This is a genomic window from Ruegeria sp. CDSC052 (assembly GCF_059610685.1).
Genome location: NZ_JBXWOB010000008.1, coordinates 68,380 through 94,376 on the forward strand (window position 1 = coordinate 68,380; position 25,997 = coordinate 94,376).

The 25,997-nt window shown below is 56.7% G+C and carries 21 protein-coding genes; 7 read left to right on the forward strand and 14 right to left on the reverse strand.

The window, feature by feature from the left end:
* Nucleotides 1-53: 53 nt before the first annotated feature.
* From AC2FIM_RS13855 to AC2FIM_RS13905, 11 genes are all read right to left on the reverse strand, one after another.
* On the reverse strand, nt 54-788 hold the full coding sequence (locus AC2FIM_RS13855) for an ATP-binding cassette domain-containing protein (RefSeq protein ID WP_271949965.1): 735 nt from the start codon (nt 786-788) through the stop codon (nt 54-56).
* Nucleotides 785-1,996, reverse strand: a complete 1,212-nt coding sequence (locus AC2FIM_RS13860) for an alanine racemase (RefSeq protein ID WP_496708171.1) — start codon at nt 1,994-1,996, stop codon at nt 785-787. Before AC2FIM_RS13860 ends, AC2FIM_RS13855 begins: the two co-directional genes overlap by 4 nt.
* Before the next feature lie 16 nt (nt 1,997-2,012).
* Nucleotides 2,013-3,020 carry an ABC transporter permease gene (locus AC2FIM_RS13865; protein ID WP_271949969.1) on the reverse strand — a complete coding sequence of 336 codons (1,008 nt, stop codon included), beginning with the start codon at nt 3,018-3,020 and terminating at the stop codon, nt 2,013-2,015.
* Between the two features lie 7 nt (nt 3,021-3,027).
* Nucleotides 3,028-4,077 carry a substrate-binding domain-containing protein gene (locus tag AC2FIM_RS13870; protein WP_271949970.1) on the reverse strand — a complete coding sequence of 350 codons (1,050 nt, stop codon included), beginning with the start codon at nt 4,075-4,077 and terminating at the stop codon, nt 3,028-3,030.
* A gap of 11 nt (nt 4,078-4,088) precedes the next feature.
* Complete coding sequence (locus AC2FIM_RS13875; protein WP_271949972.1) at nt 4,089-5,354, reverse strand: M20 family metallopeptidase; 1,266 nt, start codon at nt 5,352-5,354, stop codon at nt 4,089-4,091.
* Complete coding sequence (locus AC2FIM_RS13880) at nt 5,351-6,535, reverse strand: ROK family transcriptional regulator (protein ID WP_271949974.1); 1,185 nt, start codon at nt 6,533-6,535, stop codon at nt 5,351-5,353. Before AC2FIM_RS13880 ends, AC2FIM_RS13875 begins: the two co-directional genes overlap by 4 nt.
* Before the next feature lie 257 nt (nt 6,536-6,792).
* A complete protein-coding gene (locus AC2FIM_RS13885) occupies nt 6,793-7,806 on the reverse strand; it encodes an Ldh family oxidoreductase (protein ID WP_271949976.1) in 1,014 nt (337 codons plus the stop codon).
* 12 nt (nt 7,807-7,818) lie between these two features.
* A complete protein-coding gene (locus AC2FIM_RS13890) occupies nt 7,819-8,448 on the reverse strand; it encodes a DUF3726 domain-containing protein (protein WP_496678016.1) in 630 nt (209 codons plus the stop codon).
* Nucleotides 8,445-10,133: a hypothetical protein gene (locus AC2FIM_RS13895; protein WP_496678014.1), complete on the reverse strand. Its 1,689-nt coding sequence runs from the start codon at nt 10,131-10,133 to the stop codon at nt 8,445-8,447. The genes AC2FIM_RS13890 and AC2FIM_RS13895 overlap by 4 nt, the downstream gene beginning before the upstream one ends.
* 4 nt (nt 10,134-10,137) lie before the next feature.
* Nucleotides 10,138-11,112: a membrane dipeptidase gene (locus AC2FIM_RS13900; RefSeq protein ID WP_281973181.1), complete on the reverse strand. Its 975-nt coding sequence runs from the start codon at nt 11,110-11,112 to the stop codon at nt 10,138-10,140.
* A complete protein-coding gene (locus AC2FIM_RS13905) occupies nt 11,112-12,554 on the reverse strand; it encodes an aldehyde dehydrogenase family protein (protein ID WP_271949981.1) in 1,443 nt (480 codons plus the stop codon). Before AC2FIM_RS13905 ends, AC2FIM_RS13900 begins: the two co-directional genes overlap by 1 nt.
* A 98-nt stretch (nt 12,555-12,652) precedes the next feature.
* Here AC2FIM_RS13905 and AC2FIM_RS13910 point away from each other — a divergent pair, with 98 nt between their 5' ends.
* From AC2FIM_RS13910 to AC2FIM_RS13930, 5 genes are all read left to right on the forward strand, one after another.
* Complete coding sequence (locus tag AC2FIM_RS13910; protein ID WP_271949983.1) at nt 12,653-13,540, forward strand: LysR family transcriptional regulator; 888 nt, start codon at nt 12,653-12,655, stop codon at nt 13,538-13,540.
* A gap of 341 nt (nt 13,541-13,881) precedes the next feature.
* Nucleotides 13,882-14,832, forward strand: coding sequence for an ABC transporter substrate-binding protein (locus AC2FIM_RS13915; RefSeq protein ID WP_271949984.1), 951 nt, complete (start codon nt 13,882-13,884; stop codon nt 14,830-14,832).
* A 77-nt stretch (nt 14,833-14,909) separates the two neighbouring features.
* Entirely contained in the window at nt 14,910-15,947 is a 1,038-nt protein-coding gene (locus tag AC2FIM_RS13920) for a quaternary amine ABC transporter ATP-binding protein (protein ID WP_496678013.1), read from the forward strand.
* Nucleotides 15,940-17,529 (forward strand): ABC transporter permease, encoded by a 1,590-nt coding sequence (locus AC2FIM_RS13925; RefSeq protein ID WP_271949986.1) that lies wholly within the window; start codon nt 15,940-15,942, stop codon nt 17,527-17,529. Before AC2FIM_RS13920 ends, AC2FIM_RS13925 begins: the two co-directional genes overlap by 8 nt.
* Before the next feature lie 51 nt (nt 17,530-17,580).
* On the forward strand, nt 17,581-18,555 hold the full coding sequence (locus AC2FIM_RS13930; RefSeq protein ID WP_282022029.1) for an arginase family protein: 975 nt from the start codon (nt 17,581-17,583) through the stop codon (nt 18,553-18,555).
* Here the strand turns inward: AC2FIM_RS13930 and speB are convergent.
* Both speB and AC2FIM_RS13940 read right to left on the reverse strand, forming a co-directional pair.
* Entirely contained in the window at nt 18,552-19,520 is a 969-nt protein-coding gene (gene speB / locus AC2FIM_RS13935; protein WP_281973179.1) for an agmatinase, read from the reverse strand. The genes AC2FIM_RS13930 and speB overlap by 4 nt on opposite strands.
* A 60-nt stretch (nt 19,521-19,580) precedes the next feature.
* On the reverse strand, nt 19,581-21,098 hold the full coding sequence (locus tag AC2FIM_RS13940) for a trimethylamine methyltransferase family protein (RefSeq protein WP_142637775.1): 1,518 nt from the start codon (nt 21,096-21,098) through the stop codon (nt 19,581-19,583).
* A gap of 184 nt (nt 21,099-21,282) precedes the next feature.
* Here AC2FIM_RS13940 and AC2FIM_RS13945 point away from each other — a divergent pair, with 184 nt between their 5' ends.
* Both AC2FIM_RS13945 and AC2FIM_RS13950 read left to right on the forward strand, forming a co-directional pair.
* The gene (locus AC2FIM_RS13945) at nt 21,283-23,718 is read left to right on the forward strand and encodes a GcvT family protein (RefSeq protein WP_496708170.1); all 2,436 of its coding nucleotides are present in this window, start codon (nt 21,283-21,285) and stop codon (nt 23,716-23,718) included.
* Nucleotides 23,719-23,806: 88 nt separating this feature from the next.
* A complete protein-coding gene (locus tag AC2FIM_RS13950) occupies nt 23,807-24,778 on the forward strand; it encodes a LysR family transcriptional regulator (protein WP_271949993.1) in 972 nt (323 codons plus the stop codon).
* A gap of 2 nt (nt 24,779-24,780) precedes the next feature.
* Here the strand turns inward: AC2FIM_RS13950 and AC2FIM_RS13955 are convergent, their stop codons facing one another.
* Nucleotides 24,781-25,800 carry a LacI family DNA-binding transcriptional regulator gene (locus tag AC2FIM_RS13955; RefSeq protein WP_142637781.1) on the reverse strand — a complete coding sequence of 340 codons (1,020 nt, stop codon included), beginning with the start codon at nt 25,798-25,800 and terminating at the stop codon, nt 24,781-24,783.
* Between the last annotated feature and the right edge of the window lie 197 nt (nt 25,801-25,997).

The window sequence follows — 25,997 nt, forward strand, 5'->3', positions numbered from 1 at the left end:
TCGAGCCAAAGGGCCCCTTCGTAAAGATGGGGACACGGCTGCGCTTTGCGCCATCAACTATGAACACCGGTGATCATGGCGACAATTTCGTTCTTGTCGGTCTCGGCAGTTGTCCTGACGCCTATCTGTTCACCCCGGCGTAAAATACAGATGCGGTCGGCAAGACGAAAAACCTGATCCAGGGAATGGCTGATGATCAAGATTGCCAGATTGCGATCCTTAAGTGACGCGACAAGGTCCTCAACCTTCGCAGTCTCTGCAACGCCAAGTGCTGCAGTGGGTTCATCCAGAAGGATCAATTTGCTGGCCCAATGGGTTGCTCGCGCGATAGCAATGCCCTGTCTTTGGCCTCCGCTCAAATCACGTATGGCTGCGCGCTCAGAGGGGATGCGCACGTCAAGCTGATCAACAAGGCTTTGGGTTTCGGCACGCATGCGTGCTTTATCCAGCAGTCCAAAGGGTTTGCGCGTCAGTTCGCGGCCCAGAAACATGTTCATATAAACCGGCTGTTCGTCAGCCAATGCGAGGTCCTGATAGACCACCTCAATACCATGTGATCGAGCCGCGCTTGCATCCGAAAAACCGACTTCTTCGCCGTCAAGCGCGATCTCACCGCTGGTTGGTCGATGCACGCCAGAGATGATCTTGACGAGCGTGGATTTACCCGCGCCATTATCACCGACCAGAGCCACGATTTCACCGGGGTAGAGGTCCAGTGAAAAATTCTGGATCGCGACCACTCCGCCAAAAGATTTGTGGATTTGCTTGAGGGAAAGAACCGGAGTCATTGCGCAAAGGCTCCCGGCCAGCTGACGTGGTCGCCAAAGCCGTTTTCGATTGAGGTAAGCTCTGGCATTCCGCTGTCTACGCCTTTTATCCCGGCAACCAAAGCGCGGGTCACAAAGGCCTGCCCACGGAAACCGAAGACAACCGTGTCGCCTGGTGCGGGGTTTTGATCGCTGTCGCTGTCGATCATGGCGTAGTAATCTATTGCGGAATAATCAGGAATTTCGACATTTCGCAGGGCTGACCGGCTGATTGTCGGGCTGCTGCTGACCAGCGCCCGAACCTGGTATTTCGGGAAAACCGGATCGATATAGAGCCCGCCGCCAAAGCAATAGGCTTTCCCGCCGTGATGGTGCGAGACCTCGGAAAGGTAAAGTACGGCGGGATCCTCAGGAAGGTCTTCTACCGCATGGAGAGGCGTCGTGCCATGTAGGCCATTGCCCGGTTCAACCTGCGTGGCCCCGGCTTCGGCTAATGCTGGAAGAACAGCTGAAGATGTCGTTCCGGGGGCATTGATTTCGATCTCCGTACGCCCAGCACGCGCCAGAGCTTCTGCAGCCATGTTGAGCGTGTGGAGGTTTGGGGTCGGCACAACCTTGCGGGCATCCTGGTCGAAAAGCAGGGCGGGAAAGGTTGTAATGCCTGCAAAGCGCCCGCCCTGCAGCGCATCCAAACGGTCGGCCACCGCCAGGATATCATTCGCGTCAAATCCTCCCTCGTGGCCACGATAGAACGTATCCCCTTCGGTCTGGATGCGCGCCATCAGTGCCTGTTCTCTCTCGGCCCGAGCCGAGGTGTCTGCCGCCTCTTTTGCCTTGTTGTCCGAGAATACCGTCCAATAGTCCGGGCGTAGTTTGGCTGCGGCGAAGAAAGCTTCTTGGCGGGGTACCTGTACAAGGTGACCCAAATGACCTGTCCTTAAGCCAGCGCGGTCACATGCCAAGGCGCAGGCCATATCCACGGCGACGGACCGGCTGATGCCACCGCGCATGACCGCCTGACAAAAGCCGGAATGGCGGCCCACCTGTTTGGTCATGGCAAAAGTTGTAAGGCCATGCCCACGGGCCACATCAGAGAAAAGGCGCGCGTTGCGTTCGACGACATCCAGGTCAAGCACATAGGCGTTTGCGGGGATCTTCCCTTGTTGATGCAAGGCCATGGCGGCCTCGATGAACTTGGGGTTGCGACGTATGAGAAGATCAAGAAACATTGGGTTGCTCCGGTGTCTATCGGCGGATTTCGCGGAGTGAAATTGCTACGGCGATCAGTATGATCAGCCCGCGTACGATCATCTGGTCCGAGACCTGAAGCCCCATCAGGATCAGCCCGTTATTCAGCATTCCCATCATGAGCGAGCCCAAAAGCGCACCTATTATGGATCCCTTGCCGCCATTAAGCGCAGTGCCACCTACGATGACAGCGGCAATGACCGTCATCAGGTCGCTTTCGCCCATTGTATATTTGGCGGCTTGAATACGCCCGGCATAGAGCAAACCAGCCAGCCCAGCGGTTGCACCGCACAAGGTTAGAACCATCAGCCGGATACGGGGAACCCTGATGCCAGAGACTTGGGCTGCGCGGGCATTGTCTCCAACGGCCAGAACGTGTGCGCCAAAACGTGTGTGTCGGTAGATGACATGGCCAATCAGCACTGCAATCACGGTCCAGATAACAAGTGAAGGTACACCAAACAGCTTGCCCGAGCCGAAGACCCCGGTGAAAGTCCCGTTAACGACAGGAATGGATCGCAGATCGGTCATCGAACGCGCAATTCCGGCAAATAAACCCATGGTGGCCAAGGTCACCAGAAATGATGGCAACCGCAGATAGGCCACCAATGCACCATTGAACGCGCCGATCAGAATGCCTGCGCCAAGCCCCGCTGCGACACCCAGGATCATTGGGCCGTTCTGCATCGCAACAGCTGCCGAGAGGGCTGCAACAGCTACGACAGAGCCAAAACTCAGGTCGATCTCTCCGGCTGACAGGGCAAAGACCAATCCGATGGCCATGATCGTGGCCGGGGCTGTCTGAAGGACGATATTTGTCAGATTCCGACTGGTCAGAAACCCGTCATCGTAGAGAGTGATCCCAAAAAACAGAAAGATCGCAAGAAAGCCGAAATAAATGACGCAGCGCTGTAGATCCAAGTCGCGCATACGTTGAAAAGCCTGTTCCATGGATGCCTCTGGGAATATCCGGTTGCGGCAGGTCGCCAGAGGCGACCTGCCCATCAGGTCTCTACTTCGATGTCAGACTGGCTGGTGCATCAATATTCAGCGAGTTTTGCCATCCATCGGCAACGTTGTCCGCTGTCACTGTCAATGCAGGGGCTACAACAAAGGATGGTACGTCCTCGCCCAGCAGGTCGAGCACGGCACTGGCGGCCATTGCACGCCCCAGTTCATAGGCTTCATCGGCAACAATCGCCGCGACATTACCACCCTTAACCATATCAAGGGCAATCGGCTCTGACAGATCCAATGTCACGATCTTGGTCGAGGTGTTTCCGTTCGTCCGCAGCGCTGCAAGAATACCCTCTGCCGGACCAGCCCAGGTTACGTAGATTCCACCCAGGTCTGGGTTTTTCAGCAGCATCGCATTGGCAATCTCTTCGGCGCGCGCAGGATCAGATATGCCTTGTTCTGCAACGATTGTGATGTTCGGATAGTCGTTCTCAATCGTGGTCTTGAAAGCGTTGTCGCGCTGATTGGTCACATAATAATCTGCGTCGTGATAAATCCATCCAACCGTTCCTTCATTGCCCATGGCAGCCGCAAGCGCATCCGCCGCTTGTTTGCCCATCTGAAACAGGTCATCCGTCACGATTGCCGCATAGTCGTCCGGGTGCTTGTAGCCGGCCGGCAGGTTCGAGAGGAAACTTAGGGCAACTCCGGCCTCTTTTGCCTCTGCAAATGCTGCGGCAGAGGTCACCGGGTCCAGAGGAAGCGACAGAATGATATTGGGCGATTTGGCCATGACCGTCTCGATATCGCTACGTTGTTTTGCAGCATCAAATCCTGCGCTTGTCACGGCAACGACCTCGATCCCCAGACGCGCAAATTCATCGCTGGCACCTGCTGTTACCGCATTCACAAAGTCGGATTGGTCATGCCACAGCAAAGCAGCGGAATATCCAGCCTCTTTCACCTTTTCGACATCATCATCAGCGACAACAACCATTGATGAAGGGGTGGCACTTTCCCCCGCTGGACCGATGGTTTCGGCGTATAAGCTGCCCGCCAGCGCGAACATCGCGGTAGCGGCAAATGTGCTTCTAACAAGTGACATGTTTGTCCTCCTCAGGTTGGATGCATTGCGAGCGTGTCCGACGCACCGAACTGCGCTATGAAAAGCGCAAAGGCCCGGACGGCGGCGAGGTATTCTTCGACCTCAATTCGTTCTTCAAAAGTATGCGCCACGGCGATATCACCCGGTGCGCAGTAAACGGTTGGACAGCCGATCTGTTCAGTTAAAAATGGCATCTCAGACCAGTAGGGCGCGCCGCCGATTTCTACTTTTCGGGACAGAGTTTGCTGTACACAGTTCTGCAACAGGCGAACCGCCTCAGTATCGGGGTCGTTTTCAACTGGAGAGCCGCCCTTGGGATGATCACGACCGGCTGGGTAGTCGATGCACACCTCTATGCCCGTGGGTAGGCGATCCAGGCCAAGCGCTGTTTCCAATGCTGCCACTGCATCATCAAGCATTTCGCCAGGTCTAAGTTTCCGGATCAGTGAGAGCCTGCATTCTCCGGGCACTGCGATAAACCCGCCGCCATCGATATGCGTCACCAGAACAGAAGAGGCACCGACAAGGTCATGACGCGGGCCCGCGTTCAGTTCTTTTTCATGATCCCAGATTTTCGACAGAAGCGTATGCGTTGCTTTCAATGCATCGACCCCCAATTCGGGTCGGCCGAAATACGCTGTTTTTCCAGTTATCGTGATCTCGGCGATAAAGAACCCGATCTGGGCGGAATAAATGTCCAAACTCGTTGGCTCGACATAGATCGCGAAATCAGGACGGGGGATTTCGGCGGACTTGATGCGTCCAACCAGATCTTTCGCCCCGGCGCTGACGCCGCTGCCAGGTTCACCGCTTTCTTCGTCACCGATGAAGGCAAAGGTCAGACTGGCTGAAGGCATAACGCCAAGTTTTTGCAGCAGGCGATACCCGGCAATCGCAGCGCAAATCCCACCCTTGAGGTCGCTTGCCCCACGTGACCAGATGTGCCCGTCCTTTTCGGTCGCGCCGAATGGATTTTTGCGTGCATCGTCTTCCCAATATTCCTCCCAGCCCCGGATATGCACCGTATCCGTATGGCCCAAAATCATGAGGTTGGGTCCCTCCACAGAAGCAATTCCCCAGACATTTTCGCGTTCACCCGCGAAACAGCTCCGTCCGGTATTCAGCCCCAGGGCCATTAGTTGCTGGTCCAGAAAACGCGCAAAACGTGATTCATTGCCCGTCACGCTTTCGATGGACAGGGCATCGCGCAACAGAGTCAGGTCTGCATCAGCATCCTGTTCTTGACGCAAGCGTTCTGAAAGAGCCTTAGCGGTCATGACATACTTGCCTTGAAGGTATCGAGCGCTGGAGGTGGTACGTTGATCTCGGCACCTTTCTGACCCTCGGCGAAAAGAGAGATATGTAAATGCGACAGGGCTATAGACACACCTCCGGCAAGGGCAGCATGCGGACCCAGCTTTGAGGGCTGGATCTCTATTTCACGGGGGTAGCACTGGGCGGCAAAGCGTCTGATCCGGTGCATCAACTCGTCACGCGCGCCGATAGAGCCCCCCATCACGATAAGGGACGGATTAAGAACCGCTACAATCGACGCCGAAGCCCGCGCGATCTGATAAGCGACATTGTCCAGCGTTCGCTCGGCTGCTTTGTCGCCGTTATTGGCAGCCTCAAAGATCGCAGGAACTGAGCAAGTTTTGCCCGTAAGCATCCTGTATTCGCCGATGATTGCATCGGTGGCGGTTACGCGTTCCAGCGCGCCTATTTTATGGCTTTCCTTTGCAATGGGATCGGCACCAAAGGGAAGAAAACCTATTTCGCCAGCTGCACCAGATGCGCCACGCAGCAAAATACCTCCGACGACGATTCCTGCACCAATTCCGGTTCCGACGGAAACGAAGACCAGATCATCCTGGTCGCTTCGATGATCCATCCAATGCTCGCCCAGAGCGGCAAGGTTGACATCATTTTCGACAAGGATTTCTATCCCAAGCCGTTCGTTCAAAGTGCCAGCAAGATCAATCTGATCCAGCCCGGTTATGTTAGGCGCCATCAGGACCGCGCCGGTCCTGCTGTCCGGCACGCCTGGGACACCGACGACAGCTATTTTCAATTCGCCTGACGGGCATTGGGGGTCGTCTGCGGTTGCGCGAACCATACGGGCAACCTGATCGACCACTTGTCTGCCGCCGCTTTGTTCTGTCGGCTCTACGCGTTCGGCCAGAACGCGACCGGTCAGATCGCATAGTGCGACCCTGATCTTTGTTCCACCCAGATCGACGCTGGCGACCGTTGCCGCATCCGGAGCGATTTCATATACCACGGCGCGGCGTCCGACATGCCCCTCGGTCTGACCGACTGTCCGCACCCAGCCATCGCTTTCTAGGTTTCCGACAATTTCCGAGATTGTCTGTTTCGAAAGACCGGTCAGCTTCGACACGCTGGCGCGCGAAATGGGCCCATAGGTCGCAATCGCCTGAACGACCGCACTTTGAGACATTCGTCGAGAGATTTTCGTCTGCGTTGCCACGTCGATTCCATTTATTCGTTCTGTTACCGAACTAAATATGGAGTGCGATTTGAGTCAACCCCGTTTTTCTGCGCTAAAGCATGAAATACGAAAAATGAGCCTGCTGCGTCCGGGTCGAATTTTGGCTAAAGGCTTGGAAGCCGTTCTGAAAATTGGTGCTGGGTCAGAAGGTTTGGGTAAGGGTGCCCGAACCAGAAAGAATCTGATTGCGGGCTAAGAAAACCGGCTTATCCCAAGATGGTCTCGATCTTTTCAAGGGTCGCAATATTTACAGCCACGCCTTGTGTGGCCGATGCGACGCGTTTTGCGCGTCGGCCATCGCCAGGCAAATGTGCATCGTCTTGCGATCGAATGGCGCCGACGAGTTCCTCGATGCCCTGAGCAAAGCCACCCGACGACGATGTCGCCACAGGGTCGATTGCAATGAAAAACTGTCCGGTCTTGGGCGGACCGCCAGCGGTTCCGGAAAAGGGCGAGGCGTTGATGCCCAGAGTGGCCCCTGTAAGAGCGGCCGCCATAACTTCGGTCAGAAGGGCCACACCGACGCCCTTGTACCCACCAGAAGGTGCCATGGAGCCCTTGAGGCCCACATTGGGATCAGTGGTCGGGTTGCCCTCGGCGTCCAATGCCCACCCAACGGGGATCGGCCTTCCTTCTCTGGCATGTTTCATGACCTCGCTCTTGGCGATTGTGCTGGCGCTTTGATCGATCAGCAGGGCGGGTTGCCCATCTGTACCGGGTACGGCAACGGAAAAGGGGTTGGTCCCTACAACCGGCTTTGCGCCACCCGATGGCGCGATCGAGGCTGGCGCGTTGGTAAAACCAAGCCCGACAAGCCCGGCCTGTGCCAGACGATAGGTGTGATAGCCCAGCACGCCGCAGTTATAGCTGTTGCAGATGCTCAGCACGGCAACGCCCTGTTCGCGCGCAGCGGTGATCAGCGTCTCATACCCGAGATCGATGGCTGAATGGGCAAATCCGGTTGCGGCATCTACGGTAACTACACCTGGCTTGGGCCGTGTCATGACCGGTTTGGCAAGACCGTCGACCTTGCCACATTGGACATGCTCACAATAGATCGGGATATAGGCCAGTCCATGGCTTGCCACGCCGTCCGCCTCGGTTGCCGCGGTCGCAACCGCCAGCGGGCGGGCGTTTTCCGGTGAAGTCCCCGCAGCAACAAGCGCGCGAAACGACAGGTCTTCGATTTCGTTCAGAGTAAGGGTCCGGGTCTCGGTCAAATCAGTACCTCATCAGTCATTATCAGAAAGCCCGGCCCCTGCACCCAGCAGGCGGGATTCCTCGGTTGCGGGGGCATAGGTGCGGTGGGCAAAGCGATTCAGCGTTGCCCAAGCCTGATCAGTCGGGGCGGCGCGGGTCTGATGTGGGCGGGGGCCTGTGCGCTGTTCCCCCAGCGAAACCACCACCCTGCGCGCCTGGGCGGGTAAGGTATCTGGGGTCGACACGGAATACCCATCACATGCCGCCAGATGCCCATCACAATCAAGCACCACACAGCCCTTGAGTTCACGTGCCGCATAGGCAGCAAAGGGCAGTAACAGGGCAGGGATTGCAATGTTGGCCATCTCAACCGGTCCGGCGCGCAGTTGTTCGGCACAATCCGACAGCAAGGTGCCAGTGGCCAGAGGGCACAAAGCGCCCTTGCCCTGCCATGGGCCCTGCATCGCATCTGGTCTGTGATCTGCCGGCGCCGCAGCCAAACCCAAGTCCAGCAGGTGGGCCAGCTCTGCCGTCCCGTCCAGCCCATGCCCGCACAACCAGCGTGTGGCTTTGGCGGCCTCTTCTGCCAGACCCCAGGCATACCCTGCCCCTCGGGCAGCGCGTTTAGAGGTGGCTTCGATCTCGTTCAGTGAATAGGTCATTGCGGCAACTCCGGATAAACCCACAGATCGGCATTTTCCGGCGTTAGCTCATCAGGATATGGTGCGCCGGAGTACATGCAGATCCGCACCCAGCGGTCCGACCGGGGGTCAAAATGGGTTGCCCCAAAAAACGACAGCTTGGCCCGCAGCATGTCGATAGGCAGGACAGTGGCGCTAATCGTGTTGTCGTGGATTTCACCATAGGGGGCTACTCGGCTCATTTGAGCGCGGCGCAGGGTGTGGCGATGTTCAGGATGGCGCAGCAGAAACTCTGCAACGGAGGAGCGAGTATCCCATTCGGCAAGCGCCTTATACGCCATCGCGGCGTCACGGGCCGGGGCAAGGGGCTGTTCGTAACCGGCTATCGGTTCCTCAAAGCGCTCACCCAGTCGCGGCTCCAGCTTCTCCTCGGAGACATACCAGGCCCGCGCACAGTTTTCCGCTGCGTTCCAATCCAGATCCAAGGCCCAGCCAAAACTGTTACTGATCAGATCGCGCGCAGCGCCTACCGACATTGATCCATCAATCACATGGGCACTTGAATTGCTGTCGGCCATACAACAGCTCAGCCCATCGACCAATTCGCCATAGGGCTCAAGGATAAGCGAGGCGAGCAGTTCCTGGCCCTCCTCGCTCAGCGCGGATTGCGACCACAGGATCAACCGATCCCAGGGTTGGTTCTGCGTCAGATCATCCCTGTCCAGATACCCAGAGATTGCCTGCAGATCGTTGTTGAGCGCCGCCAGCTTATCGCGCTGGACCGGATGCTCAGACTGCCACCAGGACATCGAGAGTTTGCTACGATCATAGATGCCACGGAATTGACGGGCCTCATCTTCCGAGGCGGTCAAGAGCGACCGTACCCGGGCGATGGCCTCCTCTCGCGCCATGATCCAGTTATTGAACAAGATCGGATGGTTGACGATGAACGGGGCCATGCCCAGACCTGTGGAATTGCCAATGCCGAGCCAACTGGCGATCTGCGGATCCAACTGCGCGGTTTGATCGCCGCCCTTCACTTGGGCCATATGCTGCACCAGATCGCGCACAAAGGTCCGGGTCAGGTAGACCGACAACATCTCGGTCTGGAACGGGCCGTTGACCTCGGGGCGACTGGCTGTTTTCTCGCGATCTGCAGCCCCAAACTTGCCGGAACCATACACGGCGGTTGTCCGCATCAGGTAGCCAACCTGATAAATCTGTTCCAGATCGGGTTGTTGACCAGCGGCCAGACGGTCGACCACATGTGCCCACAGGCGGACTGACCGGTTGGCGCGCGACAATGACAGTTCTGTCTCGCTGACGCGCCCGGCCTCTTGCACTGGTACGTTTTGCGACAGGCGGTGAATATCATCCGCCGTCGGAATGCCGTCAAATAGCGCGAAGGTGGCATCCCAGGCCTCGGCGATGACCCGGTCCGAGCGTTTTTCGGGCGGCAGATCATGGGCAAACGCCACCAGAGAATATGCGTGATCAGGGCCTTGCGTGGTATAGACCGCATGGCCAACGCCGTGTTCGTCAATCTCGAACGCAGGGCGGGAAAAACTCCAGTTTTCCTGCGCCATACGGCGGGTCAGTTGCCGCATAAAGCTGAGACGGCATTGATGCAGCGAGCCCAGCCGCGACAGCCGCATGACCATCGCGGGATCACGTCTGACATTTTCAGTCTGCACGCGTGTATTCATAGTGTTACCCTTGTGGGACGAAGTTCTCGGCAAAGAACTGATACCAGTTCCTGCCCATGATCCCGGCCACTTCGTCATCGTTCAGGCCGGTCGCGCGTAACCCTTGTTCGATGTTCCCAAAATCTCGGTTGTCCTGAAACCAGCCCGGCATGGGCGGAAAGCCTGGTGCCGAAGCGGATCCCTCGCCATAGTCGATTTCCTTGGTCCAGCGGCCAACCCGCATCCATTCCACAATGCTGTCGGGTTGATCCTGACACAGGTCTGTGCCGATCCCCAGATGCTGCGCGCCGTATTTGTCGGCGGCGCGTGCGATCATCTCGCAAAAACTGTCCAGCGTGCAGTCGGATTTATCTTTCAGATGGTGGGGATAAACCGAAAAGCCAAGCATCCCGCCATTTTCCGTCACTGCACGAATGACATCGTCACGCTTGTTACGCAGCGCGGGCGACCAATCATACGGGTTCGCGTGAGTGATGGCTATGGGACGCTCGGACAATTCAGCGGCCTCGATGGTGGAACGGTCCGCCGAATGGCTCATGTCCACTACAAGACCTACGCGGTTCATCTCTTTGATCACCTGCTTGCCCATACGGGTTATGCCTGTGTCATCGGCCTCATAACAGCCGGTCGCCAGCAAGGACTGGTTGTTATAGGTCAGCTGCATGAAACGGGCGCCAAGATCGTGCAGGATTTCGACCAGCCCGATATCGTCTTCGATGGGCGAGGGGTTCTGAAAGCCAAAGAACACAGCCGTCCGGCCCGTTTTACGAGCCGTATCGATATCGCTGGCCCAGCGCCCTTTCATGATCAGGTCCGGGTTTTGTTCGAACCAGCGGTTCCATTTCTCGAAATTCAGAACCGTTTCGCGAAAGTTCTCGTGGTACGAGATGGTGACGTGGATCGCGTCCACGCCCCCGTCACGCAGTTGGCGGAAAATCTTTTCCGACCAGTTGGCATATTGTAGCCCGTCGATCCGCATCACACGGGGCCCGCGCTGATATAGGCGGTTTTGACCGTGGTATAGAACTCGGCCGCAGCCTTACCCTGTTCGCGCGGCCCGTAAGAGCTGTCGCCGCGGCCGCCAAAAGGCACGTGGTAATCGGTGCCTGCAGTGGGCAGGTTCACAGTCACAACACCAGTGCGCGCATTGCGACGGAAATGCGTGGCGCGGGCCAGCGATTTGGTCACGATGCCCGAGGTCAGGCCAAAGTTGGTGTCGTTGACGACGCTCAGCGCTTCGTCATAGCTGCCAACCTTGATGACACTGGTCAGGGGCGCGAACATTTCTTCGCGGTTGATGCGCATGTCGTTGTTGGTGTTCAGAAACACGCCCGGCGACATGTAGAACCCGTCATGAGGCATCTCCAGCCGGGTTCCGCCACAGGCCAGCTCGGCCCCTTCGGATTTGCCCAGATCAACATAGGCCAGGTTTTCGCTCAGCTGCTGTTGGCTGACGACGGGACCCATCTGCACGCCTTCCTCCAGCGCGTGGCCGACCTTCATCGCTTGCGCACCGGCCACCAGCTTTTCGACAAACGCGTCATGGATACCCGCATGCACGACAAGGCGCGAAGACGCCGTGCACTTCTGTCCGGTGCCGCCAAACGCTCCTCCCAATGCCAGAGTAACGGCCAGATCCAGATCGGCATCGTCCATCACTGCCAGCGCGTTTTTTGATCCCATTTCCATCTGAACTTTGGTCAGGTTCTGGATGGCGGCTGCTGCGATACCCTTGCCGACCGGGACTGACCCGGTAAAGGAAATTGCATTGACCTTGGGGCTTTCGACCAGGCGTTGCCCGATGCTGCGCCCCGAACCCATGACCAGACTGAACAGACCTTTGGGGATGTCCTGACGTTCGATGATTTCGGTCAGTGCGACAGCGGATGCCGGGGTGATGTTGGCGGGTTTCCACACAACCGCGTTGCCATAGCACAGTGCTGGAGCAATCTTCCAAGAGGCAGTCGCGGTAGGGAAGTTCCATGGGCTGATGATGGCGACAACACCGACAGCTTCGCGGCGAACGTCTACTTCGATATCGGGGCGCACAGAATCCGCGTTCTCACCGATTTGACGCAGGCATTCAGCTGCGTAATAGGTAAAGAACTGCCCGGCGCGGAACACTTCGCCTTTGCCTTCGGCCAGCGGCTTGCCTTCTTCGCGCGCCAAGAGCGTACCCAGTTCTTCGGCCCGGACCATCATTTCATTACCGATAGCGTTCAGAACAGCTTGCTTCCGTTCGATGCCATAGGCCGCCCATTCAGCCTGTGCAACACGGGCTTGATCCAGCGTCGCCTCAAGCTGGTCAGCGCTGGCCTGTGCAAACATGCCGACCAGATCGCTCAGGTCCGAAGGATTGCGGTTTTCGATTTCAGACTCACCTGCCAGCCATTCGCCAGCAATCAGATTCAGTTGTGTCACGTTACGCCCCAGTGCGATTTCATTTGACCTAGGATGGATTTTTTGGCGAACATCAGTCAAACTCAATTAAATGAAACAAATTGCAGAAAAACTGAAGTATGGCGATCAAGATTGAAACACTGCGCAGTTTTTGCACGGTTGTGCAGACTGGTAATCTGACCGAGGCCGCCGACCGTCTTGGGCGAACGCAATCGGCGGTGTCGATGACGCTGAAGCAGCTTGAGGAGCACCTGGGTAAGAAGCTGTTCGAGGGAGAGCGCAAAAACCGACTGTCGGAAGTGGGTCGGCAGGTTCATGATTTGGCTTTGAAGCAGGTCAGACAGTTCGATCAAACAGTTCAGGATATCGAGGCAATAGCCAGCGCAGAGTACGGGCTGTTGCGGATCGTGTCTGTGCCGTCGGTGGCGGCTCTTGCCTTTCCCAAGGTGCTGAGTCACATGAATAGCCATTTCCCCGATATCAGGATCGAGCTCCGCGATACCGATACACAGCAGGTACTGGACGCGGTTGTGCAAGGAAAAGCGGATATCGGCATTGCATCCGGGTATCTTGCGCTAAACGGGGTCACAGCCACGCCCTTGTTCGAAGACAGGTTTGGGGTGGTTTGCACGGCTGCACACCCGCTGGCACAGCAATCGGAGACGCCAACCATCGAACAGGTGGCTTCGGTTCCCTTCATACGCAATGCTCTGTGCGATCTGGTTCAGTCCCCGCGGTTTCACGCGGCGATTTCGAAGGCCGGTGTGACCATTCAGAACACCCATTCACTGATCGCATTGGTGCGCACTGAGGAATGGGTGACGGTTTTACCGCAAACCGTTGCACGGTCTCTCCCTGAGGCTATCGTCTTCCGTCCTATCGCTGATCTCGAAGATCAAAGGCAGGTGTATCTTTATGTCTCGCAACGCTCGCGCTTTCAAACGCTGACGGACGCGTTTGGGGACTTCATCCTGAAGCAGGATCTTGTACTGGGATCTGAGGACTGACTGGATAAAATCTGTACCCCTGTCTGAGATGGCGCCGCTTAGGGGATATTGATGGCAGACAAGCCCACTCAAGAATCGGCTGCACCTATTTCAGGCGTCATATCGACCAAGATCAGAATAAACCGAATCTAATATTCGAGAAAGACGCATATATTGATTTGTGGCATGTTGTTCTTGATGGGTCATGTGTCGGCATGTTTGAATTTTCCTGTCAAACCGGCGCGCCCGGTAACTGGCTAAGAAAGGGGGATGGAACGTCATCCCGATGTCGTTTGGCAGGCGTACCGCTGCCCATAGGGTAAGAAGAAAAGCGCCTCGAACGCCCAACACGGAGAAATAATATGAACAAACTCACTATGTTACTGGGAGGCGCGTCGATGATAGTCGCTGTGCCTGCTTTTGCTGCTGACATTGTGATCGGTGTGCCGAACTGGCCATCGGTAAATGCAACAGCGCACATTCTAAAGGTTGCGATCGAACAAAATCTGGGGCTAGAGGTCGAGCTTCAGAATGGCACCAACCCGATCGTGTTCGAGGCGATGGATTCCGGCGCCATGCACGTACACCCCGAAGTGTGGATGCCGAACCAGCAGAACCTGCATGACACCTATGTAACCGAAAAGGGTACAGTTACCTTCAATTCCAATGGCGTTGAGGCGTTTCAAGGAATGTGTGTCGACAAAGCGACCGCTGATGCCAATGATATTCGGTCCATTGACGACCTGACCAATCCCGACATCGCGGCACTGTTCGACAGCAATGGCGACGGGCAGGGCGAAGTATGGATCGGTGCCCCCGGCTGGGCGTCGACCAACGTCGAGAAAATCCGGGCCAAATCATATGGCTATGACCAGGTCATGGAACTGACCGAGATAGACGAAACCGTCGCCTATGCGAACCTTGATAACGCGATCAAAGCGGGTGAGCCTTGGGTGGGTTTCTGCTATACGCCGCATTACGTGTTTGAACTGCATGATCTTCAGATCCTGGAAGAGCCGGCCTATGACGCGGCAAAATGGAATGTCCTGCAGCCCACGGATGATCCGGATTGGCTGGAGAAATCCGAAGCAGGTGTCGCCTGGGATTTGGCCTATCTGCACCTTCACTATGCCAAATCTCTTGAGGATGAGTACCCCGAAGTTGCTCGGCTGTTGTCCAACATGAAACTGGATACTGCCGCTGTCTCGGCCATGACTTATGCGCTTGTCATAGATGGCAAAGAGCCGCTCGCATATGCCGAAGAATGGGTCGGTGCGAACGAAGATGCAGTTCTGAACTGGATGTCAGAGTGATCGGTAACGCTCGGAACTGAATTACAGATAGGCCGCCGGGAATGCCTGGCGGCCTGTTTTGCATTGAAGGGGCAAGTATGACCGAAACAGTCGTTAAGCTGACAGATGTCTGGAAGATTTTCGGTGCGCGGGCAGAAGAGGCCATGACCGCAGTACGGGATGAAGGGATTGGAAAGCCTGAAGTTCTTGAAAGGTATAATTGTGTGGTCGGCGTACAGGGTGCGTCTTTCGAAGTCCCGCGCGGCGAAATCTTCTGCATTATGGGTCTTTCGGGATCCGGGAAATCAACGCTGGTGCGCCACGTGAACCGCTTGATCGAGCCGACCTCAGGCAAGATCGAGATTCTGGGCCACGACGTATCCAAAATATCCGAGGCCGAACTGCGCCGTATCCGCGCGCAGCAGATCGGGATGGTTTTCCAGCATATGGCGCTGATGCCGCACCGATCTGTCAGAGACAATGTGGCCTATCCTTTGGAAATTCGAAAAGTGTCCAAATCCAAGCGCTGGGCCGTCTCGGACCATGCGCTGGGTTTGGTGGACCTGACCGGGTACGAAGATCGCCTGCCCAAAGAATTGTCGGGCGGGATGCAGCAGCGTGTTGGAATTGCCCGCGCGCTGGCCTCTGATCCGGAAATCCTGTTAATGGACGAGCCCTTTTCTGCGCTCGATCCGCTGATCAGGCTGCAGCTGCAGGACCAGTTCAAAGCGCTGGTCGCCCAGTTGCAGAAGACCACATTGTTCATCACCCATGATCTGGACGAAGCTATCCGCATTGGCCACCGAATTGCGATCATGAAAGATGGTGTCATCGTTCAGATTGGCACACCGGAAGACATCGTGATGAATCCGGCCGATGACTATGTGCGCGAGTTTGTTCAGGGCATATCCAAACTGAAACTGGTCAAGGCGCATTCAATCATGGAGCCACTGGACAGCTATTCCGGCCCGACCGACGGCGCGCCGCGCGCGGATGAGGGGGCCGATCTGGATCAGTTGATCGACCTGGCTGTCGACACGGACCTGCCGGTGATCATCACCGATGCAGGACAGGACGTGGGCGTCGTGACCAAACCGCGCCTGCTGCGCGGAATTCAGGGGGGCAAGAATGACTGATGTAACCACCGAAGTGAAAGTCACCGCCGCCTCGGATATCGAGGTCGACCATGAGGCACTGGATCGGTCCATTCACGAGTTTGCTGGTCCGAATGGGGACTATTACGTCAAGGCGTTTCACAAGATCCATGATGCAACCAGCGCGGTTCCGAATACGTTCAATCTCTGGGCCGGGGTTCTGGGGCCTTTGTGGTCAGCATCACGAGCCATCTGGGGGATGTTCTGGACCTTTCTGATCCTGGAAATCATCGCTTGGGTTCAGATCGGGCGTGGTGCCTGGGGCAATCCGGGCGCTGACATGGTGGAACGTGCCGAACGTCAGCAGGCACGCGCCGACGAGCTGCTGGCGCGGGCGGCCGATGCGACAGAGAAGGCCGATATTGACCGTTTCACCAAGCTGGCAGCGAATATACAGAAAGCCGCCGATGCCAGCTTTGGAAAAGCCGCGGCGGCGCAGTCTGAAGCGCTGAGCATCATGATCACCGGATTGCTGATGCTGCTGGTCTTCAAACTGGCACAGGGCTTCTATGCCGACCGCGTCTATGAAAAACAGTATTCAAAATGGCGGACAGATCCGGACAGTACCGAAAGTGGCCAGTCCAGGCGAAATATGGTGCTGGGGGCTGTGCTTGTTGCTGCGATTGGGCCGTTGATCGTCTACAAATTCACGGTCAATGCTTCGCTGGCCATGTTGGATGCATTCCCCGAAAAAGAAGTGTCCGCACTGATATTGGGTGAGGGCGGCGGGACCCTGTTTTCAAACCTTGCAAGCTGGATGGAGGCGCAGATAGATGCGGCCGCTCTTGCTGGCGGGGACGTATTCGATGGGATTGTCGCTGGGGTTCGGTCGGTTCTGGATGCCCTGACCATTGCGCTGATCGGGTCGCCTTGGCCGGTTGTGATGCTGGTGATATGTGTGACGGCTTGGCGGGCTGCAGGCCCCCGAGTGGCGATCTTCACGGCGTCTTCATTGGCCTATATCGCCTTGCTGGGATATTGGGATGTGGCGATGGAAACCGTGGCGCTGGTCGGTGCGGCGGTGCTGTTATGCGTTGTTTTTGGCATTCCACTGGGCATTTGGTTTGGCAAGTCCAGGCGTGCCTACCGCGCGGCAGAGCCCGTGCTGGACTTGATGCAGACTTTGCCGGCCTTCGTCTATCTGATCCCGATTATCGCCTTCTTTGGCACCGGCAACCCGCCCGGCATTCTGGCCACGATCATCTTTGGCATGCCGCCGGTCATCCGACTGACCGCGCTGGGCATGCGCGGAGTGCCCGACAGTATCAAAGAGGCTGCTGTGGCTTTTGGGGCCTCGAAATGGCAATTGCTGAAGGATGTCGAGATACCTCTGGCCTTGCCGTCGATCATGACCGGGGTGAACCAGACTATCCTGATGTGCCTATCGATGGTGGTGATCATTTCGCTGATCGGTGGCGGAGGGCTGGGCAAGGAAATCCTTGAGGCGTTGCAATATGCAGCCAAGGGGCCCGGCCTGTTGGGCGGCTTTGCCATTTTGTTCCTTGCTATGGTCATGGACCGTATTGTTCAGGGCGCATTCCGGCGAGAAGACGAAAGAATCTGAACTTCTATGCCCTCTGCTCAGGCCGGGGGCATTTTTTTACCGGAGGATGAAATGGTCGACCGCTATGAGCAGTCCATGATGGACAATTTGTACTGGTGGGGCATACCGACGATGTTCCGCTGCCCCAATATCGGACCCGAGGGGCAGGATATTGCACTTGTCGGTGTGCCGCATTCGACCGGAAACGGGACAACCGAAAGGGATCAGCATCTGGGCCCGCGCGCCTTGCGGAATGTCTCGGCGGTACAGCGCAGGGTCCATTCGGTTTTTGAGATCGACCCCTGGAGCCGCGCGAAGATTGCCGATGTCGGCGATGTACCCTTTCCGCGCGCCAACGATAACGAAGACTGCATCGAACGCATTACCGCCTTTTACAAGGACATAGATACAGCAGGTGCTCGCCCGGTGTCAGTTGGCGGTGACCATTCCATTACCGGCGGGATCGTACAGGCGCTGGGCTGCGGGAAGCTGGCCGGAGGAGAGCCGATCAGCTTTCTGCATCTGGATGCGCATACGGATGTGTTCACCAAGGTCGACCACTTTCTGGGGGCAAAGAAATCCGCCGCCCATTGGGGGGCCTATCTGGCGGATCAGGGGCAGGTTGACCCAACCCGGTCGATGCAGATCGGCCTGCGAGGCCATCCGCGCAGCCTGGACTGGTTGCAGCCTTCTTACGACTATGGGTACAACATCGTCACCATGCGCGAATTTCGTCAGCGCGGGCTTGCAGATGTAGTGGCGCAGACCAAAGAGGTTCTAGGTGACCGCCCGGTCTATATCACCTTCGATCTGGATTGCCTTGACCCGACAATCGCTCCGGCGGTGTCCAATCTGGAGCCGGGCGAAAAGGGGTTCGACATTGACGAAGCCATTGGTATCCTGCGTGCCGCGCGCGGCTTGAACATTGTCGGCGGTGACGTTGTTTGCATGATGCCCACTAAGGACAGCCCCAACAATATCACCGCCCTGACCGCGGCGGCGGTGATGTTCGAGATGATCTCGATGATTGCCGAAAACACCGACTAGCGGCGGGCGTCTACGGCCTGTGCCAGAACACACAGTAGCTCGAACATCAGTGAGATGCCCAGCCAGGCCGTGCCCCCAGCGGCATCGAAGGGGGGTGCGACCTCGACCAGATCAGCACCAACCAGATTGACACCGCTTAACTGGCGGATCACCTGCTGCGCCTGAAAGCTGTTTGGCCCGCCAATTTCCGGCGTGCCAGTGCCGGGGGCATAGGTGGGGTCCACAAAGTCGATGTCATAGGTGCAATAGGTCTGACCTGTTCCGACGATCTCCCGCACCTCGGCCATGACATCGTCAATGCCGCGGTCGAACAGTTCTTCGATGCGGATGATGCGGATGCCCTGTGCCTCGGCCCAATCGATATCGTCTGTGTTATAGGCCGTACCGCGTATGCCGACCTGAACAAAGCGCTTGGGGTCTACAAGGCCCTCTTCAACGGCACGACGAAACGGTGTGCCATGGGTGTATTTGTAGCCGCCGAAATAGCTGTCGAACAGGTCGGTGTGGCTGTCGAATTGAATAAGGCCTAATGGCTCCGACTTGGCCAGAGCGCGCAAGACGGGCAGGGTGGTCAGGTGGTCGCCGCCCGCGGTTAGCGGCGTTATGCCCCGTTCGGTCAGATCGTCATAGAAAGACGTGACTCGGTTCATGGTGTCTTCGATGTCCACCGGGTTCGGCGCGACATCACCCAGATCGGCGCAATTCACCATGGCAAAAGGGGCTACACCGGTGACCGGGTTCATTGCGCGGATCATGGTCGAATAGTCGCGCAACTGCCGAGGCCCATGCCGCGCGCCTGGGCGGTTTGTGGTGCCGCCATCCCACGGGATCCCGATGATCCCAATATCAACTTCGTTGATCCGGTCGTCCTTGGGGGTCAGTTCGGGAAGGCGCATGAACGTGGGGACACCAGCGAAACGCGCAAGCTCCATTGCCGAGACCGGCTGAAAGAAGGGGTTTGTCATGAGGGCCTCATCTGAGTGTATGTGCTGCAAGCCTACTGGCTAGAGTCGGTCGACGTAAGTCTAATAGAGAATGCGAAACCGTCTGCGGATTTCAGCGTCCTGTTCTTCGGTCAGGTATTGCGGATGATGTCGTGCCAGGATGTCCTTTGCGTGCCGGCGGGCAACCGTCCACGCATCTGCGGCCCCTTCGGTCTGCCATGTCCGGGGTTCGTTCCGGTCAGCCAGCGCTGGATAGAAGTAGTCCCGTTCCATCGCAGCATAGGTGTGGGCGCTTCCCAGAAAATGACCGTCGCCCAGTACCGCATGACAAATGGCGTCGAATCCCAGGTTTTCGTCGGTCACTTCGATGCCGCGCAAAGCGCGATAGGTGTGAGAGTGCATTTCGTCGTCAAGGACGAACCCTTCGAAACTGACGCCCAGCAACGAAGCGGTCATGCCCGAGCTTTCGTAGATCAGATTGCCGCCAGCCAGCGCCGCAGCGAGCGAGGTCATTCCTTTCTCGGCCCCGTACTGTGCGTCGATAGCTTTGGCATCAGTCATCGAGGCGGCCACTCCCGAAGGCAGCCCCAGTGCGTTAGTGATCTGTGCCGACGCCGCGTTCAGGATGGCGGTCTCACCGCTGCCACCTGCGAAGGATCCTGTGCGTAAATCAACAATGAAAGGCCAGTTCGAAAACACCATCGGAAACCCAGGCTTGATCGCGTTGACCATAACAAGGCTGGCCAGTGTCTCGGCCAAAGACTGCGCCAGAAACCCGGCGAGTGTCGCGGGTGCTGTGGCGCCCGCCTGTGCGGCGGTAATGCAGGACATCGGGATATTATGTGCGATACATTCATAGACAACATCCACCGCATCCTCGCCATAGCGCAGCGGTGAAATCACCGGGCTGATATGGGCCTTCAGAAACGGCCGCTTAGCGAACTCACCCGGCCCGCCTGCAACGATGTCGAGCATTTCGACGATCGGGGCCACATGTTCGGCAAGGGTAAACGACGTGGCAATCGGTTTGGTGGTATTGCGAACCAGAGCGTAAACCGTGTTCACGTCCAGATCGAAAACATCTGGCAGATCAGTCGCGACACAGCAGCGCGTAAACCAGCTGACATTGGCCAGCGTATCCTGAAGCCGCGTGAAATCATGCAGATCGGCCAGCGTGGATGGGCGATAGTGGCCGCTCTCCAGATCCAGCGTCTGCACCGCCGCACCGCCGGTGCCAAAGAACACACGATTTCCGCCCACTTCGATCGAGCGCGCTTCGTCCCGGCCATGAAAGGAGAAAGTCTTGGCAGCGGACCCAATAGCGTCTTCAACCAAGTTTCGAGGAAATAGCAGCCGCCCTTGCTGTCCGGTTTGTGCACCGGCTGACCGCAGGTCGTTGGCCAGCCTGTCCGGGACCTCGCCCATGCCCAGAGTTTCCAGAAGCCTTAAGGCGGTATTGTATATTTGTTTGACTTCGGACTGTGTCAAAGGTTGAAAGCGACCACCGGCTTGCCCGGGGGGGCACGGATCTATGGCGGGCTCTGCTGCGCGTTGCGCAAGACGCGCATTTCGACCGCTTCTTTTACTGCCCTTTGACAACGCCCAATCCTTTTCATGTCAGAATTCCCGGAATCGTAAAGGGCGATGCGGGGTCTCTGCAAAAGGGAAATGCGCCTTTCAGAATCCTCAATCGTAGTTTCGATTTTTCAGCACAAGCCATTCGTAAGCTGTTGCGAAGACCCGTTTTCAGCAAAACCTATTGGGGTTCAGAGGAGCAAAGCCAATGAAGTCGCGGACAAAAGTAGTGGTAATTGGTGGCGGGATCGCAGGGTGCTCAACTCTGTATCACCTGACGCAAGAAGGATGGGCAGATGTCGTCCTGGTCGAACGAAACGAGTTGACCTCTGGTACCACCTGGCATTCAGCCGCGCAGGTGACGAATTTTGGAACAAACCAGACCATGGTTGGACTGAAATCCCATTCGATCAAACTGTACCAAGACCTGTCTGCGAATCCCGACTATCCCATCAATTACCACCATGGTGACGGCGGAATCAGGTTGGCGAACACCCAAGCACAAATGCAGGGATACCGTCATTTCGCTTCGATGGCCCGGGGGATGGATGTCCATTTCGAGGTTATTGATGCCGAAGAATGCGCTCGGCGGCACCCTCTGATCTCGACCGAAAACCTAATTGGCGGGCTGTGGGATCCTTTGGACGGGGATATTGATCCGGCTCAGCTGTGTCAGGCGTTGGCCCGGGCTGCACGTTTGGCCGGGGCCGAAGTGTACCGGAATACCCCGGTTGTCGGGTTGATCCAGCACAAGGATGACACCTGGACGGTACAGACCGAACACGGTGATATCGACTGTGACATCGTGGTGAATGCCTGCGGATATCGTGTGAACGAAGTGGGCGCCTTGATGGGAGTGCACCACCCCGTGGCCTCAATGGAGCATCAGTATTTTCTGACGGAAGAAATTCCTGCAATCCGCGATGCCGGCCACCGAATGCCTTTGCTGCGATGTCCGATCAGCGATTTCTACTGTCGACAAGAAAAGAACGGCCTCTTGCTGGGGTTCTATGAACAGGACTGCAAGACCTGGGGCATGGACGGGATCGATCCAAATTTTGTAAATGCGCTTTGCCCGGACGATCTGGACCGCGTGTCGGACGTACTGGAAGGCGCTTTTGCTCGGATGCCTGCGCTGTTAGAGGCCGGGATTCACACGGTCGTCAACGGGCCGATAACCTATACGATTGATGGTGCACCACTTGTCGGGCCGATCCCGGGCAAGCGCAACGCCTTCTGTATTATCGGCCTGCGGGCTGGATTGGGTGAGGGCGGTGGCCATGGTTGGCTGTTGGCCCAGCAGATTGTGCTTGGAGAGGCCTGTTATGACACCTGGTGCCTGGACCCGCGCAGGTTCACCGACCATGCGAATGTCGAACTGACGGCATTGAAGGCGGTTGAGGATTATCAAAACGAATTTCGCTTTCACCTCCCGCATGAACACCGCCCTGCAGGAAGGCCCGCCAAGACCACTGCTTTGACCCCGGTTCTAGCGGCCGAGGGCGCCGAATTCACTGTCGTCAATGGATGGGAAAGGGTGGATTACATCAAGCCTGACCCCAGCTTTGAACCGACCCTCAGTTTCGATTTTGACGAAACCTATGATCTGGTCGGGGCCGAGGTGGCAAATGTTCAGTCCAATGTCGGGTTGTCCGAGGTGAATGGTTTCAACCGTATCGAGATTACCGGCGCGGATCGGCATGCCTTTCTGGATCGTCTGTTTTGCGGTGCTGTCACGCGCCGCGACGGCAGGATTGGGCTGGGCTATCTTTTGAACCATCACGGGATGGTCAAAGCCGAAGCGACTGTGGCGAACCTGCCCGCCAGCGATCGCGGCCCTGCCCGGGTCTGGTATGGCTCGGCGGCGGCAAGTGAATTCCACGATATGGATTGGCTAAAGCAGAACCGCCACCCCGATGAAGACGTGCATTTACGCAGTCTGACCAACGACTACACCATTCTGATCCTTGCCGGCCCGAAATCACGTGATGTGCTGGCGTCCTGCGCGCGCGGTGATTGGTCCCCGGCAGCTTTTCCATGGCTGAGCGTCAGGGAGTGCTTTGTTGGCTTCGCTCCGGCAACGGTAATGGCGGTGAGTTTTTCTGGCGAACTTGCATATGAAATCCACGTTCCCAACCCTTCGCTTTATAGCGCATATCTGGCGCTGCGGCGGGCTGGAGAGCGCTTCGGCCTCAAGTTGTTTGGCGCTCGGGCGATCGACTCCATGCGGATGGAAAAGACGTTTCTGCACTGGAAGGCTGATTTGATCACCGAGTTTGATCCTTTTGAAACAGGTCTGAATCGGTTTGTGAGGTTGGAAAAGGGCGACTTCATCGGGCGCGATGCCCTGCTGAACCGTGATGCTGATGGGCCGCGGAGAAAACTCGTGCCGCTCCGGTTGGAAACCGGACAGGGACCTGCCCATGCCGGGGCTTCGCTTATGATGGGTGACACGGTTGTCGGGACAATCACCTCGGGCGAGTGGGGGCACCGCACCGGCCTCAATCTTGCCCATGGATTTGTCGATCCGTCACTTGCAGAAATCGGGTGCAAGATAGAGTTGGATCACTGTGGAAAACGGGTCAACGCAACGGTGATCGCACCTTCGCCCTATGACCCGGACCATAGCAGGCTCCGGGCTTGACGCAGAACGGGTTGCAAGTTCATCATTGCAATGAGGGGCGTTCTTTGTTTCGCTAGTTTTGATGTAATCGAAACAACGGACTGTAAATGTGCCAAAGTCGCTAAGCCTCCGCTGGCTGGAAGTTTTTCAGTTGGTCGCAAAGTCAGGATCGATCCAACAGGTCGCATCGGAAACCGGTTTGTCCATCAGCACAGTTTCCAATCACCTACGAAGCCTTGAGACCGCGTTGGGCATTGATTTGGTGGATCACGGGCGTCGTCCAATGGGTCTGACACCTGCCGGTGAAGTCTATGCGCGCCATGTCCGCGATGGGCTGATCGTTTTGAAAAAGGCCGAGGCGGAGATCCGGTCGGGTAACTGGCGCCATGCGACGGATTTGAGGCTGGCACTGATTGATGATTTCGACAATCAAATCTCGCCAGACCTGTTTCGGTTTCTTGCGCATGCTTTGCCGCGCTGCAGTTTTCGGCATTTCACACGCCCCAGCCATGAGATCATTGCCAAGTTGCAGGAACATAAGCTGGATGCAGGGGTGGCGACCCGACCGTTCGAACGGACCGAGGGCCTGATCGAATACCCGTTGATGCGCGACCCTTTTATCGTTGTTTTGCCCGGAGCGTTCAGTGGCATGCCCGAGGAGATGTTTTCATCAAACGCAGAATTGCCGTTGCTGCGCTATTCGCGTGATTACGTGATCGGCAAGCAAATTGAGATACAGCTCAGGCGAGGTAAATTTGATCTGCCCAACAGGTTCGAACTGGAATGCAATCAGTCGATCATAGGATTGGTCGCTGAAGGCACCGGTTGGACCATTACCACGGCCGCAAGTTTTCATAGGGCCCACAGATTTCACGACCAAGTTCGGGTGGTGCCATTTCCCGGCCGAAACTTTGTAAGAACAGTGTCTTTATTCACGACCGACGTATACCCCGAGACCACTTCGAAGCTAATCCAAAGAGCGATGGGAAAGCTCATCCGTCAACATTTTACCGACCCGATGTGCGCAAGTCACGCCTGGTTGAAAGGTGAGTTTCGCACCATGGAAAACGAGGCCGCCTGAAGTCAGCCGGGGCGCCCCAGCGATTGGCGTTCGACCAAATTGGTTCGCAACTGTACATTGCAACTTTCGGTGGGCTTTTCGATCAACCCAACCAGTTCCAGCGCAGCCCGTCGACCCATCTCGCGATGTGGGACATGCACGGTCGTCAATCCTGGATCGGTGATCTGCGCCAGTTCGATATCGTCAAACCCTGTGACGGATACGTCTTGAGGAACTCTTAGCCCCATCTCCTTGGCCCGGCGCGACGCACCGATAGCCAGAACATCGTTCCCGCACAGCACCGCTGTTGGTCGATCTTGCCGAGACATCAGACGGGAAAACGCCTCTGCCCCGTTTTCGATTTCATATGGCGTTTCTACGATCGTCAGCCGGTCATTTGGGATGTTGTTGCGGCGCATTGCTTCTTGCACCCCTTCGATCCTCAGGCGGGCACGGTCGTTTCCGGTGCTGACACCAGAAATCATACCCAGGGTCCGGTGACCCAGCTTGATCACTTGATTTGCCAGTTCGGCCATGGCCGCACGGTTGTCAAATCCGACCGAAGGGACTGGTGCGTCTGCCTGAAACGACCACGCTATCAGAACCGGAATCCTGCGTTTTGCGAGATAGTCATAGATCCGCGAGTCTCGATCATGCCCGATCAGCAGCAACCCATCCGCCCCCCGAGCGACCAGGTTGCGTATCTGCTCTTCTTCGATCTCAGGCTGATAGGCCGAACTAGAGACAAGCAGGGTATAGCCATGCTGGCGCAGCTCTTCCTGAAAGGCCTGAAGTCCACGCGCAAAGATCGCGTTTTCCATGGTGGGAATGATGGCGCCGATGGTGTGCGACCGTCTGGCAGCCATAACGCGTGCGGCAAAATTCGGCGTGTATCCCAAAGCGTCAACGGCAGACTGAACCCGATCACGCGTAGCCTGCACCACCAGGCTCGGAGAATTGAGGCAACGTGAAACCGTGGCGGTCGATACGCCCGCGAGTTTCGCAACATCCTCTAGGGTCGGTGCAGTTTTTGCCTTTGGCATTGTCAAACCTGAAATTTGATTTTGCAAATATGTGTAAGCTCTGCGCCGTTCAGGTGAAAGCGAAATGTAACCGCTTACAGAGATTGATTGCTTTGTCGCAGGCAAACCAGTGCTGGCTTGGCTCAGGAAATTACCAACCCGTCGCGATTTTGTGGTTGGTTATTCAGAATATATAAACTTCAAGTATAAAATATTTT

Bases quoted from the DNA above. Each gene is read 5' to 3' on its own strand.
- AC2FIM_RS13855 (WP_271949965.1), bottom strand. From the start codon at position 788: ATGACTCCGGTTCTTTCCCTCAAGCAAATCCACAAATCTTTTGGCGGA.
- AC2FIM_RS13860 (WP_496708171.1), bottom strand. From the start codon at position 1,996: ATGTTTCTTGATCTTCTCATACGTCGCAACCCCAAGTTCATCGAGGCC.
- AC2FIM_RS13865 (WP_271949969.1), bottom strand. From the start codon at position 3,020: ATGGGCAGGTCGCCTCTGGCGACCTGCCGCAACCGGATATTCCCAGAG.
- AC2FIM_RS13870 (WP_271949970.1), bottom strand. From the start codon at position 4,077: ATGTCACTTGTTAGAAGCACATTTGCCGCTACCGCGATGTTCGCGCTG.
- AC2FIM_RS13875 (WP_271949972.1), bottom strand. From the start codon at position 5,354: ATGACCGCTAAGGCTCTTTCAGAACGCTTGCGTCAAGAACAGGATGCT.
- AC2FIM_RS13880 (WP_271949974.1), bottom strand. From the start codon at position 6,535: ATGTCTCAAAGTGCGGTCGTTCAGGCGATTGCGACCTATGGGCCCATT.
- AC2FIM_RS13890 (WP_496678016.1), bottom strand. From the start codon at position 8,448: ATGACCTATTCACTGAACGAGATCGAAGCCACCTCTAAACGCGCTGCC.
- AC2FIM_RS13895 (WP_496678014.1), bottom strand. From the start codon at position 10,133: ATGAATACACGCGTGCAGACTGAAAATGTCAGACGTGATCCCGCGATG.
- AC2FIM_RS13900 (WP_281973181.1), bottom strand. From the start codon at position 11,112: ATGCGGATCGACGGGCTACAATATGCCAACTGGTCGGAAAAGATTTTC.
- AC2FIM_RS13910 (WP_271949983.1), top strand. From the start codon at position 12,653: ATGGCGATCAAGATTGAAACACTGCGCAGTTTTTGCACGGTTGTGCAG.
- AC2FIM_RS13915 (WP_271949984.1), top strand. From the start codon at position 13,882: ATGAACAAACTCACTATGTTACTGGGAGGCGCGTCGATGATAGTCGCT.
- AC2FIM_RS13920 (WP_496678013.1), top strand. From the start codon at position 14,910: ATGACCGAAACAGTCGTTAAGCTGACAGATGTCTGGAAGATTTTCGGT.
- AC2FIM_RS13925 (WP_271949986.1), top strand. From the start codon at position 15,940: ATGACTGATGTAACCACCGAAGTGAAAGTCACCGCCGCCTCGGATATC.
- AC2FIM_RS13930 (WP_282022029.1), top strand. From the start codon at position 17,581: ATGGTCGACCGCTATGAGCAGTCCATGATGGACAATTTGTACTGGTGG.
- speB (WP_281973179.1), bottom strand. From the start codon at position 19,520: ATGACAAACCCCTTCTTTCAGCCGGTCTCGGCAATGGAGCTTGCGCGT.
- AC2FIM_RS13945 (WP_496708170.1), top strand. From the start codon at position 21,283: ATGAAGTCGCGGACAAAAGTAGTGGTAATTGGTGGCGGGATCGCAGGG.
- AC2FIM_RS13955 (WP_142637781.1), bottom strand. From the start codon at position 25,800: ATGCCAAAGGCAAAAACTGCACCGACCCTAGAGGATGTTGCGAAACTC.